This window comes from Maribacter aquimarinus (assembly GCF_047345505.1).
GTDB lineage: Bacteria > Bacteroidota > Bacteroidia > Flavobacteriales > Flavobacteriaceae > Maribacter.
In genome coordinates, this window is sequence record NZ_JBLFEO010000006.1 from 47,479 (window position 1) to 63,727 (window position 16,249).

The following is a 16,249-nucleotide window of genomic DNA, read 5'->3' on the forward strand; positions in this document are numbered from 1 at the left end:
ACAGTGGCCGGAAAAGAGTTTCAAGGGCGCCATGGGCATGGTTCACCTCAGTGGCCCTGGGCACCGTAATTGCGCCATTTTTCCAGGCACTGGGCCATATCTTGGGGCAATTCCGAACTGAACTGCATGGGCTCTTGGGTCTCCGGATGCACAAAGCCAAGGGTTTTGGCGTGCAAGGCCTGTCTAGGCAATAACTTAAAGGCATTGTCCACAAATTGCCTGTACTTGGTAAAAGTGGTGCCCTTCAGGATTTTATCGCCCCCGTAACGCTCATCGTTAAAAAGGGTGTGCCCCGCATATTTCATGTGCACCCGTATTTGGTGGGTACGCCCGGTCTCCAGGGTACAGGAAACGAGCGAGACGTATCCCAGGCGTTCCAGCACCCGGTAATGGGTCACGGCCTCCCGTCCCACATCGCCCTCCGGAAACACCTGCATCTGGAGCCTGTTCTTGGGGTTGCGCCCAATATGTCCCGTTATGGTACCGGCATCTTCCTTGGGACTGCCCCAGACCAGGGCCAGGTACTCCCGGGTAGAGCTTTTGTCGAAAAACTGTTTGGCCAAATGGGTCATGGCCCTTTCCGTTTTGGCCACCACCAACAGGCCAGAGGTGTCCTTGTCTATACGGTGCACCAGTCCGGGGCGCTCACTGCTATTGTTGGGCAAGTGCTTAAAATGGTGGATCAGGCCGTTGATCAGGGTGCCGCTGTAATTGCCGTGGCCGGGATGCACCACCATCCCGGCGGGCTTGTTCACCACCAGAAGGGAATGGTCTTCATAAACGATGTCCAGGGGAATGTTCTCGGGCACCAGAAGGTTTTCGTGGGGCGGATGCTCAAAAAGCACTTTGACCTCATCGCCGGCCTTTACCTTGTAGTTGCTCTTTACCGGGTTGCCGTTTACCCAAACGTGTCCGGACCTGGCCGCCTGCTGTATCTTGTTCCGGGTGGCGTGCTCCACAAAATTCATCAGGTACTTATCTACCCGAAGGGGTTCTTGCCCTTTGGAGGCCACGAACCTGTGGTGTTCAAAGAGCTCACCGTCATCCTCCAGGTCGGGCCCGTTTTGGTGCTCGGCCATCTTACTCGGATTGGGATTGGATGACGGCGGAGTCCGGGATCACCCCATTACCGCAGACCAATTCTATCTTTGAGGTCTTGGGAAGCTTGTCACCGGGCCTTATGTCCTTGCCCTTGTGCTTGATGTAGTACACCATGTCCTTGCCCAATTGGTCTATGTAGGTTACCCGCTGCACATCCAGACCAACCGCCCGCAGCATGCTGGTGGCATTGCGCTTGGTAACCTGTATGATCTTGGGCACCGTGACCTTTTTGTACCCCGATGGGTTTACCGTAAAATAGATCTTTCTGTTCGTCTTTACCTTGGTGCCCGCAATGGGATTTTGATCTATGATCGAAAACCGGGGGTAGTCCGGATTGTAATTGGCGGAGTCCAACACCTCATAACGCAGCCCGGCCGCTTCCACGGCCTTTCTCATCTCCATCACGGAGAGCTTGGAAAAATTGGGCACCTCCACAAATTCGCCGTGGTTGGTACTGCCCTTTAACCATTGCAGCACCCCAAAGACCAATAGCACCAAGAGCAGCAGGGCCAGGCCCAGTTGGATCAGAAAAGTCTTGCTGACCAAAAATTTAAAGAAAGTTTTCATCGATGTTGATTAGGCCACAAATATAAGAAATGCCGGTACACGGGTAACGCCATGATGTCCATCTTCCCGGCACACCTCTGTTTTTGGGCAAAAAGGCCAAGAAATGCCCCGCCCAAAACCACCCGCCCACGGCACGGCCGCACCCGCCAAAGGACCAAGGCATCTTTCCCCATTTTAAAAAAGAAACCGGGAATGGGCCTAAAAAAAATCAGCATTAAATAAGGTGGGAAAAAAACCTGGTGTAAAACAATTCATTTATTTTTACATCTTCATGCGCAGCACCAACACCTAAAGAGAACATGGAGGCCAAGACCAAAAAAAGAATTGCCATTGTCATGGGCGGCTTTTCCAACGAGCACGACATTAGCATAAAAAGCGGAAATGCGGTTTATGAACACTTGCCCAAAGAGCGGTACGCCTGTTACAGGATATTGATCCTGGAAAGGGGATGGTTTTATCTGGATGATGACAACCGGGAACATCCGGTGAACAAGGACGATTTTTCTTTGCACCTCGAAGGAGAGAAACTGAATTTCCATGTTGTTTTCAATGCCATACACGGCACCCCGGGAGAAGACGGGCTCTTGCAGGCGTATTTTGAGCTGTTGGGCCTGCCACAGACCTCCTGCAATTTTTACCAAGCCGCACTGACCTTTAACAAGAGGGACTTTTTAAGCAGTTTGAAGCCCTATGGCATCCGCTGTGCCACATCCTACTACATCAATAAAGGGGATGCCGTGGACCAAGAGGCCATTGTGCAAAAAGTGGGGCTGCCCTGTTTTGTAAAGGCCAACAAAAGCGGAAGCAGCCTGGGCATTAGCAAGGTGTACAAGAAAGAGGCCCTGGCCAAGGCCGTTGAAAGTGCGTTTGAGCATGATGACGAGGTGCTCGTGGAGCAGTACCTGGACGGGGTGGAAGTATCCGTGGGGGTGGTTCGTTACCAGGGCCAGACCAAGGTGCTGCCCATTACCGAGATCGTCACGGAGACCGATTTCTTTGACTATGAGGCCAAGTATCTGGGCAAATCCACAGAGATCACCCCGGCACGGCTCAGTCCCTTACAGGAAGAAAAGGTAAGCGCCGTGGCCCTGAAAATATACGAGATTTTAAAGATGAAGGGGTTTTCCCGGAGCGAGTTCATTTTTGTGGGCAATGAACCCTATCTTTTGGAAATGAACACCACCCCGGGCCTTACCTCAGAGAGTATTTTGCCCCAGCAGGCCAAGGCCGCCGGGATACCCTTTGCCGCCCTTTTGGAAAACGCCATCCTGGAGGCCATGTCCTAAAGGGAAGGTGCAAAGGGCGCCAACAGGACCTTGTCAAGGATTTGGGCCACCGGCGGGTCGGTAGGGACAAAAAGCCTAAAAATACGTAACCTATCGCTTATCAGGTAAAATGAGTACCTTGCCAAAAGACAGATACTATGAAAAGAGCCATATTTCCGGGATCGTTTGACCCTTTGACCCTGGGCCATCACGACATCATAAGCAGGGGCATCACCCTTTTCGATGAACTGATCATTGCCATTGGTGAAAATGCGGACAAGAAATACATGTTCAGCCTGGAGCAACGCCGGCGCTTCATCACCGAAGCTTTTTCCAACGAACCCAAGATCAAGGTGCTCACCTACGAGGGGCTTACCGTGGATTTCTGCAGAAAAATAAATGCCCAGTTCATCTTGCGCGGCCTGCGCAACCCCGCAGATTTTGAATTTGAAAAAGCCATTGCCCATACCAACCGCAGCCTCTCTGAAATAGAAACGGTCTTTTTGCTCACCTCCTCGGGCAAATCGTACATAAGTTCTTCCATTGTCCGGGACGTGATCCGCCACGGAGGCGATTACACCGGGCTGGTGCCCCCATCCGTGAAGGTTTTATGAAGCCTGTGCAGCAGTGGCGACCAAGAGGACAAGCGTAGCGCCCACCGCACAACAACCACAACAATGGCCCTGTGCAGTGCCTTAGTTCACAGAGGTAGGGCAGCACTTATACCACAAGAACGGAGGTCTTCACAACAAAACACCTCATTTGTAATATTTTTCCTATAGTTTAGTAAGAAATTTAGGAAATCTTGAAAGGCTTACAGTACAGCGTCACTGATTATTTAATGAAGCAACTGCCCTCTCCCCTTATTTTTGTGGATCGGAGCTTTAGGGTGGTACACGCCACCAATGCTTGGTTAGACCTTAATGCGCGCTCCCGGGCAGGCGTTGCCGGGCAGTCCATTTTCACCGTCTGCAAAGACCTGGAACAAAAATGGGAAAAAGTGCTGCAAGACTGTTTCAAGGGTCAGGGCAATCCATTGGGGTTGAGAACCGTACGCCATGGGCAAGACGGCGAGCAGTGGCACGCTTGGCACTGCACGCCCTGGTATGACGAGGAAGAGAACATTTTGGGCGCCATCATTGAGATACGAAACGTTACGGAGTCCGTTTTGGCGGAAATTGAACTTCAGAAAAAAGAGTCGCAGCTCCGCCAACAATCGGAAATATCCAAAACCGGGCTTTGGGAATACAACGTCCTTACCGATCATCTGGAATGGTGCACCATGACCAAAAAAATTCACGGAGTGCCCTTGGACTATGTTCCAGAGGTTGGCAAGGCCATTGATTTTTATAAGGAGGGACACAGCAAGAACACCATTTCACTGGCCTTTTTCATGGCCAAGGAACAAGGGCTTCCATGGAGGCACAAACTGCAGATCATTACGGCCAAGGGTGAAGAAAAATGGGTCATGGCGGCGGGAAAAGCCGTTTTTGAAAAAAACAAATTGGTAAGGCTCATTGGCACCTTCCAGGATATAGACAAACAGGTGCGGGCCGATCTGGAAGTACGTAAAAACGAAAAATTGCTGAGAACCTTGGTAGACCACCTTCCCCTAAATGTATATCTCAAAGACCTTGATTCCAAAAAAATCCTGGTGAACAAGGCAGAATGTGAATACCATGGCGCAGGTTCCGAAGATGAGCTGTTGGGCAAGGACAACTTTGACCTCTATGGAGAGGCCACGGCACAAAAGTACACCGACCAGGACCTGAAGGTGCTCAATACCCTGGAACCCATCATTGGAGAGGAGGTCCTGAGCCATAAAAAGGACGACGCGGAGCACCATTTCTTGGTGAGCAAAATTCCCTTGGTGAACGATCTTGGTGAAGCCTACGGGCTGTTGGGCATTAGTTTTGACATCACCGCCCTCAAGGAAAAGGAAAAGGAACTCCGAAAACTCATAGACGTAACCTCGCTGCAGAACAAGAAATTATTGAACTTTGCCCACATTGTATCGCACAATCTAAGATCGCACTCGGCCAATTTCTCCATGCTGTTGGATTTTCTGGCAATGGAAAAGGATGAGGAAGAAAAAAACCGGATCTTGGAGATGTTGATCGCCTCATCTGACGGACTCATGGAGAGCCTGGCCCATCTAAACGACGCGCTTAACATTACCACCAGGGTGGACATGGAGCGACAGGAGATAAACCTGGCCAGGACCACGATCGCCATATCCAAACAATTGCAGCCCATGCTCCTAAAGAACAAGTGCACGCTGGTGAACAAGGTTCACAAGACAGCGTGGGTCAAGGGCATCCCGGAGTACGTGGAAAACATCCTCACCAACTTTCTCACCAATGCCATAAAGTACAAACATCCAGACCGGGACCCGATCATTTCCCTGGCATCCAAAGCAGAAAACGGCTTTGTGGTACTGAGCATCGAGGACAATGGCCTGGGCATTGACCTGGCCAAATACAGGAACAAGCTGTTTGGCATGAACAAAACCTTCCATGACCGTGGGAACGCCAAGGGCATTGGCCTTTACATCACCAAAAACCAAGTGGAGGCCATGAACGGAAAAATAACGGTGGAGAGCACAGTGGGAAAGGGCACCAAGTTCAATGTATATTTTGAGCAGTATGATTGATTACATTAGTATTGTGGATGATGACCCCATCACCATCTTCGGCATAAAAAAAATGTTGGCCCAGACCGTTACCTACCGGTCCGTGCAAACCTTTGCCAACGGAAAATTGGCGCTCGAGGACATCCTGGCCAGATGGCAACGGGGCGATGCACTGCCACAGGTTATTTTTCTGGACATAAACATGCCCATAATGGACGGCTGGCAGTTCTTGGAAGCCTTCATAAAGCTGCACATTGAAGAAAAGATACGCATCAATATCGTTACCTCATCCATAGACCCGTGGGACACAAAGCAATGGGAGCACTTTAGAAACCGCACCCACCATACGGTCACCTTCAACAACAAACCCCTGAAAAAGCATGACATTGCGGCGATGACCATGGTCGGTGCCTAAACCCCAGGGAGCCAAAAAAACCGGAACCGATGCCACAGGGCCAAGAGTTGCCGTTTCAATCGCCCTCGAACAAGATCTTGATGTTCATGTAGGAATTTTGCAGGGCTTTCTGAATCTTATTGGGCCCTTTCCATTTCACTTTATGGATGCCCTCTTTTTTTTCGGGCTTCAACTCACCGTCATAATCCGTTTTCATAGCGTACCAGTGCACTTGCTTCAGGGTATGTGTTCCCCTATTGGTAAAGATGTGGTAGGTGGTGCGCAGGAAATTCTCAATTTTCAGGTCCTTGACCCCGGTTTCCTCCATGACCTCCCGCACGGCACAGTCCTCTATGGATTCGCCTTTGTCCAACTTTCCCTTGGGGAGGTCCCACTTGTCATTTCGGTAAATGAAGAGCACCTGGCCCGCGGTATTTGTGACCACTCCGCCGGCGGCTACGATCAGCGGTATTTCCTTGGTAAATTTTTTCAGTATTTCCTCGTGGTTGGGATGGTAGATGAAGGCCTTTTCGATCTTCTTTTTTTTCAAGGATTTGATTGCCAAACCGATGGCCTCCCGGTTTAACATAAAGTACGCCCCATTCTCCGTGTCTGAAAGCTTGTTCGTTAAAATTAGGGGAAGTTCGTTCACAAAAACTTTATACATTTGCACCTATGGTTTTAGACAAGCATACCGCGAAAAAAACAGCCGAGCTACTGTTACAAATTAATGCAATAAAACTGAGACCGGAAAATCCGTTTTCCTGGGCCTCGGGTTGGAAATCGCCCATTTATTGTGACAACAGGGTGCTGCTGTCCTACCCTGCCATACGCAATTACATTAAAGAGCAAATGGCCAAACAGGTAGATGCCCATTACGGCAAGCCAGATGTCATTGCCGGGGTGGCCACCGGTGCCATTGGCATGGGCGCCCTGGTGGCAGACACCATGGGGCTTCCGTTTGTTTACGTAAGGCCGGAACCCAAGGCACACGGCAGAAAAAACCAAATAGAGGGCCATTTGGAACCCCACCGCAACGTGGTGGTCATAGAGGACCTGATCAGTACGGGAATGAGCAGTCTCAATGCCGTAAAGGCACTCAGGGAGGGCCAGGCCAACGTAAAGGGCATGGTGGCCGTGTTCACCTATGGTTTTGAGGTGGCCAAGGACAACTTTGAGGCACAGCGGGTAACGCTGAGCACCTTGAGCAGTTATGAGTTTCTCCTGGAACAGGCCTTGGACTCCAATTACGTGAACATGGAACAAAGAGATACCTTAATGGAATGGAGGAAAAACCCCTCCCAATGGAAAAAATGACAAGATGCACATAGAGAGCCCCACTGCCCAGGTGAGCAGGAACAACCAAGATACCTTTGCGTTTCTGACCGACTTGAAGAACTTTGAACAATTGATGCCAGAGAACATTGAAAAGTTTGAAGTCATCAACGAAAACAGATTTCTTTTTGCCCTAAAGGGAATGCCCGAAATTGTTCTGGAGCGAAAAGGACAGACCCAGAATGAACAACTGGTGCTCGGGGCGGCCAGTGACAAACTCCCGTTTACCCTAACGGCAAACGTGCAGGCCACCGGGGAGAACCAAAGTCAGGTGGGCCTAACCTTCAATGGGGAATTCAATGCCATGATGGGCATGATGATCAAAGCGCCCATCACCAAGTTCATGAACACCCTTTCCGAGAACCTCGCCAAGATCTAGTCCAGGAACTCCAATTCCTTTAAACCAAAAGAGCGAAGTTGGCCAGCGCTGGTCCTTACCTGTAGGCGGCCATCCCTTGCCACCCCTTGTATGCTTCCCCTGAACGTGCCCCGACCCGGCACGCCGAAGGAGCTTTCCTTTCCCATTTTGTATAGGGCCCGGCCATATTGGGGATACAGTCCCTCCCAACCCAAGGTCAGGGCCATCTCCAAAAAATGGTCCAATTGTTCCAAAATGGCGTACAGCAGCGTTTCCACATCCATTTCCCTGCCCAGCCGTGCCCTGATGGAGGTGGCGTTGATTCCTTTGGGAAAGGCGGTCTGGTTCACATTGAGGCCCACGCCTATGATGGCATTGACCAACTGGGGGCCCACCAGAGTGTTCTCTATGAGAATGCCGCACATCTTGGCGTTGCCTGACATAATGTCGTTAGGCCATTTTATGCGCACTTGGGGCACTTTTAAGTCCATCAGGACATGGTGCACGGCCAGGGAGGTGCCCTGGGTAAGCAGAAAGGCATCTTTGGCCAAAAACCCTTTGAATCTCCTTAACACACTAAAGGTCAGGTTTTTATTTCCTTCCGAAATCCACGGGTTGCCCATTTGCCCGCGCCCCATGGTTTGTTTCCTGGCCCAGACCACGGTGCCATTGCGCAGATCGGCGTCTCCCAAACGTTCTTTTAAATAGGTATTGGTGGAAGGCGTGGCATCAAGTTTGAGTAACTGCATACGGAAGGCTGTTCACTTTCTCTAATCAATTGTTAAACATTGGGGTTAAAAGAACAAAAAAATAATAACTTTGCACAAATTAAAATAGTTGAATGCCAAAAAAGAAAGCAAGCGCAGATGAGCTCATTGCATTGATTATACAGGGGATAGAAGAAGTTAAAGGACACGACATCAACCTTCTTGACCTCCGGGAAATTGAAAACACCGTTTGTGATTATTTCATTATCTGCAACGGTACCTCCAATACCCACGTGAACGCCATCGTGGGTTCCATCCAAAAAATTGTAAGCAAGGCCATACAAGAAAAACCGTGGCACGTGGAAGGCGAAGACAACGCAGAATGGATACTTATGGACTATGTGGACGTTGTGGTGCACGTATTCCAAAAACAGACACGGGAATTCTACGACATCGAGGGGCTCTGGGGAGATGCAAAGAGCACTTTGGTGGCCAGTAGCGTAAATCATTAAAAAAAGAAAATGGCAAAAGAGACAAATACAAATCCCAAAAAACCAAAATTCAGCTCATGGTGGATCTATGGACTGGTGGCGGTGCTGCTGATCGGTTTTCAGATCTTTAGCAGCAATGATTTGGCAAGTACGGAAAAGACCACTACATCAGAGCTTCAGGAGTTTTTGAGAAACGGCGATATAGACAAGATCCTGATCATAACCAATACCAACCAGGCCAAGGTCTTTCTAACCGAAGAGGCACTGACCAAGGATGTGCACAAGGGCGTTACGGACAAGAGCCTTTTGCCCACCGCCGCGGGGAGTGTGCCCCAATACGTACTGGACTATGGAGACCTACAGATTTTCCAGAACGAGATAACCGACATCAAGAAAGAGAACAATCTGGATACCATTGTGGAATTTGATAAGGAATCCACGGCCTTCTTGGATTTCCTGATCAACCTTTTGCCCTTTATCTTCATCATAGGCATCTGGATCTACCTAATGCGCAGAATGTCCGGGGGCGGTGCCGGGGGCGCCGGAGGGCAAATTTTTAACATTGGCAAGAGCAAGGCCAAATTGTTCGACGAAAAGACAGACACCCGCACCTCCTTTAAGGATGTGGCCGGCCTTGAGGGAGCCAAGGAAGAAATAGAAGAAATCGTTGAGTTTTTGAAGAACCCGGACAAATACACCTCTTTAGGGGGCAAGATCCCCAAGGGAGCCCTCCTTGTGGGGCCTCCGGGAACAGGAAAGACCTTGTTGGCAAAAGCCGTTGCGGGGGAGGCCAAAGTGCCCTTTTTCTCCCTTTCCGGTTCAGACTTTGTGGAAATGTTCGTGGGTGTGGGCGCATCCAGGGTGCGCGATCTGTTTAAGCAGGCCAAGGACAAATCCCCGTCCATCATTTTTATTGATGAGATCGATGCCATTGGCCGTGCCCGTGGAAAAAATAATTTCACCGGCTCCAATGACGAGCGCGAAAACACCCTGAACCAATTGCTGACCGAAATGGACGGTTTTGGCACCAATACCAATGTCATAGTCCTGGCAGCCACCAACCGTGCCGATGTGCTGGACAAGGCCCTGATGCGTGCCGGACGTTTTGACAGGCAGATCTACGTGGACCTGCCGGACATTAGGGAAAGGAAGGAAATTTTTGAAGTGCACCTTAGGCCCATAAAGACGGCAGAGACCTTGGATTTGGAATTTTTGGCCAGGCAAACCCCGGGCTTCTCCGGGGCGGACATTGCCAATGTGTGCAACGAAGCGGCCTTGATCGCCGCACGGAAGGAGAAAAAAGCGGTGAACAAACAAGACTTCCTGGACGCAGTGGACAGAATAGTGGGCGGTCTTGAAAAGAAAAACAAGATCATTACGCCCGGGGAAAAGGAGACCATTGCCTACCACGAGGCCGGCCACGCCACGGTGAGCTGGATGTTGGAGCACGCCGCACCCTTGGTAAAAGTGACCATAGTGCCCAGGGGGCAGTCTTTGGGCGCCGCATGGTACCTTCCCGAGGAAAGGCTCATCGTTAGGCCCGAGCAGATGTTGGATGAAATGTGCGCCACCATGGGCGGCAGGGCCGCGGAAAAGGTCATCTTCAACAAAATCAGTACCGGTGCCCTGAGCGACCTTGAAAAAGTGACAAAACAGGCCAGGGCCATGGTAACCATCTATGGCCTGAACGATGAGATCGGGAACCTTACCTATTACGATTCTTCCGGACAGGATGCCTACGGCTTTTCCAAGCCCTACAGTGAGGACACCGCAAAGAAAATAGACCAGGAGATCTCCAAAATGATCGAGGAACAGTACCAACGTGCCATACAAGTGCTGACCGACCATAAGGACAAACTGACCCAATTGGCAGAACGACTTTTGGAAAAAGAGGTCATATTCAAGGAAGACCTTGAGAAAATATTTGGCAAACGCCCTTTTGACAAAGATGTCAAGGAAGAAGCCGCCAAAGCAACGCAAGAAACAGAGCAAGAACCTGTGCCTCCCATTGAAGGCAGCGATGGCGAAGCGAAAGAAAAATAATGCGCCAAAAGTTTGCACAATGGACAACTAAACGTAAATTTAGAACAGTTTAAAATTGGTAATGGGGCTATTGGACTTGTTATTTGGTGGAGGTAAGAAAAAGGTGTCAAAAGAAACGGTGGAGACCCGGGGCCAACATATGCCGGATCTGAACCTCCCCGCAGACGAAAAATTCACCATTTATTTCAAAAAGAACGGGGGCAAGTTCATTTACTGCACCTCCCCGGAAGAGATAGACCAAGCCATTGACAACATCATTTTGGAAAACCAATGGCAGGACGCGCTTTTTTTTGCCATGGACGATCGCCTTATCTCCAAGTTTTCCAAAGAGGTTTCCTTTACCAAGGAAGCCATGGAGAGCGAGGTGTTCTTTACCACCTGTGAGCACTTGGTGGCCCAAAACGGAAGCATCTTGGTGTGCGACCATCAATTAATGGATAAAAAAGTGAACGAACTGCCCAGCAACGTCGTGGTGTACGCCACCACCAGCCAACTTGTGCAGACCATAGGCGAGGGCCTAAAGGTCATAAAGAAAAAGTACGGGGCGGCCATTCCCGCAAACATAACCACCCTAAGGCACTTTAGGGCCACCGAAGAAAATGCCGACGACTTCCTGACCTACGGAAGCAGTACAAAAAATTTGTACCTTCTGCTCCTGGAAGACTTGTAGTATGAGGGAGATCTTAAGAAGGGGGCTCACGGGCGCGGTTTACATCATTTTATTGCTATCTGCCGTATTTCTTAGCTCAGATGCCTTTGATTTTTTGTTTATGACCTTTGGCCTGGCCTGTCTGTACGAGTACAAGCGCCTTGTTGAACTGCGCGGATACCACATTTTTGCGGCCTATTTGGCCCTTTGGTGGGCCTATATTTACCTCATTCAGGAGAAATACCTCATTAACCTTCTTATGGTGGCCACCATTATAGTGGATGTGTTCTTGCTTTTTTACTTGTTCTCCAAAAAGAAAAGGGAGTTCAAAAAAGTGGAGAAGTTTCTCATTGGGCTCTTCTACATCGGTGGCGGATGTATTTTTCTCACGATGATCCCCTACAAGGACGATGCCTTTGCCAAATTGTTGATTATGGGTATTTTCGTATTGATCTGGGTAAACGACTCCTTTGCCTACTTGGTGGGAAAAACCTTGGGAAGGACAAAGCTCTACCCGGCGGTTTCCCCAAAGAAGACCGTGGAGGGCACGGTGGGCGGTTACGTGTTTGCCCTGGTGGCCGCCTACATCATGGGCACAAAGGAAGACCTGATCAATCCCGTGCAGTGGATGGTCTTGGCCACCGTGATCGTTGTCATGGGCAGTTTGGGCGACCTGGTGGAATCCAAATTCAAACGGGTGGCCGGAGTAAAGGACAGCGGTGCCATATTGCCGGGACATGGCGGCATGCTGGATCGTCTGGACAGTTTGGTGTTCGCCGCTCCGTTTGCCTATTTAACCTTAAACATTTTTAGCTATGTTTCATAGAGAGGGTCAAAAAATAATCTTAACCACATTCTTCATTGTGGCCATTGGGGTTTTGGCGGCACATTATCTCATTGACCTTGCCTGGCTTAAACTTACGGTGCAAGTGTTGCTGTTGGTTGTTCTGATACTGATTCTCCAGTTTTTCCGGAATCCCAAAAGAAGAGCCAACAAAGATTTCAATGAGGTGCTCTCTCCCGTGGACGGTAAGGTGGTGGTGATCGAAGAGGTGGAAGAAAACGAATATTTTATGGGCAAGCGCAAACAGGTCTCTATATTTATGTCGCCCATAAACGTTCACGTGACCCGCTATCCGGTGAGCGGAACCGTAAGGTACTCCAAATACCATCCGGGCAAATACCTTGTGGCCTGGCACCCCAAAAGCAGTGAGGAGAACGAGCGGACCACGGTCGTGGTGCGCACGCCAAAATTTGGGGACATCCTCTACAGGCAAATTGCGGGCGCACTGGCCCGGCGCATCGTGAACTATGCCGAAAAAGGCGAAAGTGTGCAACAAGGGGACGATGCCGGTTTCATTAAATTTGGATCCCGGGTAGATGTGTTGCTCCCCTTGGACTGCCAGATAAACGTGCAACTGAACCAAAAGGTAAAAGGAGCGGAAACCTGCATTGCCACATACATAAACCCAAATGAGCAAGAAGAAGTTACAAGCTGATTTTGAGGCCGCAGTTGCGTATGTGAACAACTATACCCAGCCCATACCGGCCGATCTACTGCTAAAACTGTACGCCTACTACAAGATTGCCAATAAAAACTATGACAATCCGGCCAGCCGAACGCCACTGATCAATGCCTTTAAGGCGAATGCCCTTTTCCAGGCACAGAACATTGGTTTGGAAACTGCCATGAAAAATTATGTGAAACTGGTAAATTCCGAGTTAAAGTCATTGAAGTGAGACCCGTTTAAAGGTTGCCCTGACCTTACATATAGAGATCGTCCTTGTCCACTTCGCAGATGTCCTGAAAGATAATGGCCAATGTATGGCACACATCCTTGAAAAAACGGGCTCCCTTGGCCGCCGTGGCCTTCTTGGGATCGCCCACCCCGGTATCTTCACTTACGGAAGACCACTTTCGCTCTGCCCAAACTCCCGCACCGTTCAGGGCCTGGATCTTCCATTTTTTGGCCGCACCACTGCCCCACTTTTCCCGGGGAAGCACCAGCTGGGGATGTAAATGGAGCATGAGACTGGTCTCCATCTCGTCCGCATGATCACCGGGGGCCTCAAAATAAAGGTCCTTCTCCACCAATTGCGGAAAGAAGCTGAGGCTTATGAACATATCGGGAAACTCCAGGCCCACCTCCCGTACCATCGGTTTAAAATCGTTGCCCCCATGACCATTGAAAATGAGCAACTTGTGTATGCCCTGGCGGTGCAGGACGGCCACCAGGTCACGTAATATGGCCAATTGGGTGCTGGGATTTAGGTTCATGTCCAGATAAATATCGGGCTGCCCGGTATTGACACCGTACGGAACGGTGGGCAGCACCATGACCCGGTTGCCCTTCTTCCAGGCTTGTCCGGCGGCTTCCTCCACTATGGCCGTGGCTTGGTAATTGTCCGTGGCATAGGGCAAATGGTAATTATGGGCCTCGGTGGCGCCCCACGGCAAAATGGCCAGTTCCACTTGGCCGTGCTCCAGGTGCCCCCAATTGGTTTCGGAAAGGATGTAAGGTCGTATCATAGGGTACAGGTCAGGTAAGGGATTTATCGTTATAACCAAGGGCGGCCACCTTGCCAAAGATCAAAGCACCGGCCAGGGTCACTATACAATAGAGCATGACCATTTTGGGCAGTGCGGAATGGTGGGCCGCCAAACCAAACCAGTCTCCCGTGCCCAGCACAACGCCAAGGGCCAGGGCCGCACGCCCCACCTCCACGTAAACGGCGTACGGGGCACCGTCCATTAAACTGGTGTACCCATAGACCGAAAGGAACAAGAGCCCTCCATAGGCCAAAATTTCAGAGGTGTGCAGGGCAGAAAAATTATAGAACAGGAACATCAGCAAAAATACGGTGGCCAACAATTGAAAAATAATGTAGGCATTGAACGTTTTTGAGGTTGGTGTGGAATAGCGCTCAAAATCGTACACATTGGAGATGGTCTTCACCGGCCAGCGCTGGGCCACGTCCCGGGGTCTCCATCCCGGGGGCATGAACCAAATGCGGCACCTGTCATAAAGGCTATTGGTCCTCCAGGCGTCTTGTACCAGTTGCCAGAGATGTTGAAAATTAATGTGCACGGGGTTCCAAGTACGGGCGGGCTTTAACACCCCGTATTGTGGGGGCACATCTTCCAACTCCTCTTGGAAGGTCCCGAACCACCTGTCCCAGATACAGAGGACCTGTCCCAAGTTCTTATCTATGTATTCCGGGTTAATGGCGTGGTGCACCCGATGTTGGGAAGGGGTTACAATGACATACTCCAACCAACCCAATTTGCCAATGTGCTGGGTATGGTACCAAAATTGGGCAAACAGGTGTACGGGCGCCAGAATGGCAATGACCTCAGTGGGCACGCCCAAGAGCGCAGCCGGCACGAGCAACAAAGGAAAATAGCCCAAGACATTGGATATGGACTGTCTCAGGGCACAGGCCAGATTAAAGGATTCACTGCTGTGGTGAACAACGTGCTGGTTCCAAAAAAAATTGACCCTATGGCTCAATCGGTGGTTCCAATAACCGGCAAAATCCAAACACACAAACGCAACGAGCCACACCGCCCAAGTGCTTGGCAGCTGCATCAGCGCCAAATGTTCCAGGAGGTAGGGATAGCTTACAATGACCACCCCAATGCCCAAGGAGTCCTTGATGATGTTGGTAAGACCGGAACTGATACTGCTCACGGAATCCAGCACCGTGTACTTTTGTTGTTTAATAAAATGGCCGGAGCCCATTTCCAAACCCATCAAGACCATAAAGAAAGGAATGGCATAGAGCAAAGCGGTGGCATAGGTCTCCATGGGGCATCAATTAAATGGCCCCACCATGATATGGGCCCTGAAGGTTCCCGGATCCATAAGCCAGGGCATGCCCGGGGCGTGGGGCTTGTCTGGCAGGCCGGTACTTTCAGTGGTGGCAAAGGGCGTGTAGATCACATACCTGAACTTCCCGTCTGCAAGGGTACCGGTCCGGGCATCGTATGCCTCCTCGCTCCCGGTGTAGATATAGGTCATGCTGGGCTCCATGGGCAAGGGTAATTTACCCTGGGCCACCTCTTGGCCCCGTATTTCCCGTTTTTCGTTAAAATCCTTGCCCTGGGCCGTAAGTTCCCTGCCCCGTTTCATGAACGGGTCCAGTTTCTTGGAATAGCATGACACGCTGATGCCCTTTTTCCTGGGATCGTCTGCCAGGCAGACCAGATTGTTGCTGCCTTCCCGCAACACCACCATTTCCCCACTTTCGTTGTATCCATAGACCATGGCTTGGGCCTTATCTGCTTCCGGCGCGGGCAGCACGGCCGTCTTTATCTGAATGTTGGCCGGCAGAATAACCGTTTCCTGGCCCCATGCGTATGCGGAACAAAACAACAATGCACTAAAAAGAATATGTTTCATGACATTTTTGGATTTCCCTAAAGATAGTAAAGTAATTTGGAGCTGAAAAAGACATTGTTTTTTAGGGTGATATGCCAATTCAGGTCTGGAGACCATCAACCTATATAAAGACAGCGCCGGCCCCTGTGGGAACCTATGGTCGTTTAGCACCATGGACCGTTTTGCCGGCCACCACAGCGCAAGGACCATTGGGCCCTTGTTTATTCACCAGGGGAAAGCAAGGAACCCACAGGGCAAAAAAAGAACAAGGATAGGTTAAACCCTCCACTTTCCCGGGAAATTTAGCGAGTACAAAACGAAGCTG

General features: G+C 50.3%; 19 protein-coding genes. 12 read left to right on the forward strand and 7 right to left on the reverse strand.

The genetic code is table 11. The annotated features are described in order from the left end of the window. Window positions 1-47: 47 nt before the first annotated feature. Window positions 48-1,079, reverse strand: a complete 1,032-nt coding sequence (locus ACKWCC_RS06020; protein WP_413995008.1) for an RluA family pseudouridine synthase — start codon at window positions 1,077-1,079, stop codon at window positions 48-50. Window position 1,080: 1 nt separating this feature from the next. After that, complete coding sequence (locus ACKWCC_RS06025) at window positions 1,081-1,668, reverse strand: PASTA domain-containing protein (protein ID WP_413995009.1); 588 nt, start codon at window positions 1,666-1,668, stop codon at window positions 1,081-1,083. 299 nt (window positions 1,669-1,967) lie between these two features. Between ACKWCC_RS06025 and ACKWCC_RS06030 the strand changes: the two genes are divergently transcribed. From ACKWCC_RS06030 to ACKWCC_RS06045, 4 genes are all read left to right on the forward strand, one after another. Further along, the gene (locus ACKWCC_RS06030) at window positions 1,968-2,954 is read left to right on the forward strand and encodes a D-alanine--D-alanine ligase (RefSeq protein WP_413995010.1); all 987 of its coding nucleotides are present in this window, start codon (window positions 1,968-1,970) and stop codon (window positions 2,952-2,954) included. Window positions 2,955-3,091: 137 nt separating this feature from the next. Then, window positions 3,092-3,547 (forward strand): pantetheine-phosphate adenylyltransferase, encoded by a 456-nt coding sequence (gene coaD / locus ACKWCC_RS06035; protein WP_413995011.1) that lies wholly within the window; start codon window positions 3,092-3,094, stop codon window positions 3,545-3,547. A 191-nt stretch (window positions 3,548-3,738) separates the two neighbouring features. Continuing rightward, a complete protein-coding gene (locus ACKWCC_RS06040) occupies window positions 3,739-5,586 on the forward strand; it encodes a PAS domain-containing sensor histidine kinase (protein WP_413995012.1) in 1,848 nt (615 codons plus the stop codon). After that, window positions 5,579-5,980 (forward strand): response regulator transcription factor, encoded by a 402-nt coding sequence (locus ACKWCC_RS06045; RefSeq protein WP_413995013.1) that lies wholly within the window; start codon window positions 5,579-5,581, stop codon window positions 5,978-5,980. Before ACKWCC_RS06040 ends, ACKWCC_RS06045 begins: the two co-directional genes overlap by 8 nt. 55 nt (window positions 5,981-6,035) lie before the next feature. Here the strand turns inward: ACKWCC_RS06045 and ACKWCC_RS06050 are convergent, their stop codons facing one another. After that, window positions 6,036-6,626: an NUDIX hydrolase gene (locus ACKWCC_RS06050; RefSeq protein ID WP_413995014.1), complete on the reverse strand. Its 591-nt coding sequence runs from the start codon at window positions 6,624-6,626 to the stop codon at window positions 6,036-6,038. An 8-nt stretch (window positions 6,627-6,634) separates the two neighbouring features. Between ACKWCC_RS06050 and pyrE the strand changes: the two genes are divergently transcribed. Together pyrE and ACKWCC_RS06060 are read left to right on the forward strand one after the other, a co-directional pair. Next, entirely contained in the window at window positions 6,635-7,276 is a 642-nt protein-coding gene (pyrE, locus tag ACKWCC_RS06055; RefSeq protein WP_413995015.1) for an orotate phosphoribosyltransferase, read from the forward strand. Between the two features lie 4 nt (window positions 7,277-7,280). Further along, window positions 7,281-7,673 (forward strand): SRPBCC family protein, encoded by a 393-nt coding sequence (locus tag ACKWCC_RS06060; protein WP_413995016.1) that lies wholly within the window; start codon window positions 7,281-7,283, stop codon window positions 7,671-7,673. Here ACKWCC_RS06060 and ACKWCC_RS06065 read toward each other — a convergent pair. Then, window positions 7,670-8,401, reverse strand: a complete 732-nt coding sequence (locus ACKWCC_RS06065) for a biotin--[acetyl-CoA-carboxylase] ligase (protein ID WP_413995017.1) — start codon at window positions 8,399-8,401, stop codon at window positions 7,670-7,672. The genes ACKWCC_RS06060 and ACKWCC_RS06065 overlap by 4 nt on opposite strands. A gap of 92 nt (window positions 8,402-8,493) precedes the next feature. Between ACKWCC_RS06065 and rsfS the strand changes: the two genes are divergently transcribed. The 6 genes from rsfS (at window position 8,494) to ACKWCC_RS06095 (ending at window position 13,282) form a co-directional block, all read left to right on the forward strand. Next, entirely contained in the window at window positions 8,494-8,871 is a 378-nt protein-coding gene (gene rsfS, locus ACKWCC_RS06070; protein ID WP_413995018.1) for a ribosome silencing factor, read from the forward strand. A 9-nt stretch (window positions 8,872-8,880) separates the two neighbouring features. Continuing rightward, the gene (gene ftsH, locus ACKWCC_RS06075) at window positions 8,881-10,893 is read left to right on the forward strand and encodes an ATP-dependent zinc metalloprotease FtsH (RefSeq protein WP_413995019.1); all 2,013 of its coding nucleotides are present in this window, start codon (window positions 8,881-8,883) and stop codon (window positions 10,891-10,893) included. Window positions 10,894-10,954: 61 nt separating this feature from the next. Next, window positions 10,955-11,563 (forward strand): LUD domain-containing protein, encoded by a 609-nt coding sequence (locus ACKWCC_RS06080; protein ID WP_413995020.1) that lies wholly within the window; start codon window positions 10,955-10,957, stop codon window positions 11,561-11,563. A gap of 1 nt (window position 11,564) precedes the next feature. Next, on the forward strand, window positions 11,565-12,368 hold the full coding sequence (locus ACKWCC_RS06085) for a phosphatidate cytidylyltransferase (protein ID WP_413995021.1): 804 nt from the start codon (window positions 11,565-11,567) through the stop codon (window positions 12,366-12,368). Continuing rightward, the gene (locus ACKWCC_RS06090) at window positions 12,358-13,041 is read left to right on the forward strand and encodes a phosphatidylserine decarboxylase family protein (protein WP_413995022.1); all 684 of its coding nucleotides are present in this window, start codon (window positions 12,358-12,360) and stop codon (window positions 13,039-13,041) included. Before ACKWCC_RS06085 ends, ACKWCC_RS06090 begins: the two co-directional genes overlap by 11 nt. Further along, a complete protein-coding gene (locus tag ACKWCC_RS06095; protein ID WP_413995023.1) occupies window positions 13,016-13,282 on the forward strand; it encodes an acyl-CoA-binding protein in 267 nt (88 codons plus the stop codon). The genes ACKWCC_RS06090 and ACKWCC_RS06095 overlap by 26 nt, the downstream gene beginning before the upstream one ends. A 25-nt stretch (window positions 13,283-13,307) precedes the next feature. Here ACKWCC_RS06095 and ACKWCC_RS06100 read toward each other — a convergent pair whose 3' ends face one another. From ACKWCC_RS06100 to ACKWCC_RS06110, 3 genes are read right to left on the reverse strand one after another with little or no spacing between them, the layout of a single operon-like run. Then, complete coding sequence (locus tag ACKWCC_RS06100) at window positions 13,308-14,072, reverse strand: creatininase family protein (protein WP_413995024.1); 765 nt, start codon at window positions 14,070-14,072, stop codon at window positions 13,308-13,310. 10 nt (window positions 14,073-14,082) lie between these two features. Beyond that, window positions 14,083-15,351, reverse strand: a complete 1,269-nt coding sequence (locus ACKWCC_RS06105; RefSeq protein WP_413995025.1) for a sterol desaturase family protein — start codon at window positions 15,349-15,351, stop codon at window positions 14,083-14,085. A 6-nt stretch (window positions 15,352-15,357) separates the two neighbouring features. Further along, window positions 15,358-15,945: a hypothetical protein gene (locus ACKWCC_RS06110; RefSeq protein WP_413995026.1), complete on the reverse strand. Its 588-nt coding sequence runs from the start codon at window positions 15,943-15,945 to the stop codon at window positions 15,358-15,360. Window positions 15,946-16,249 lie beyond the last annotated feature (304 nt).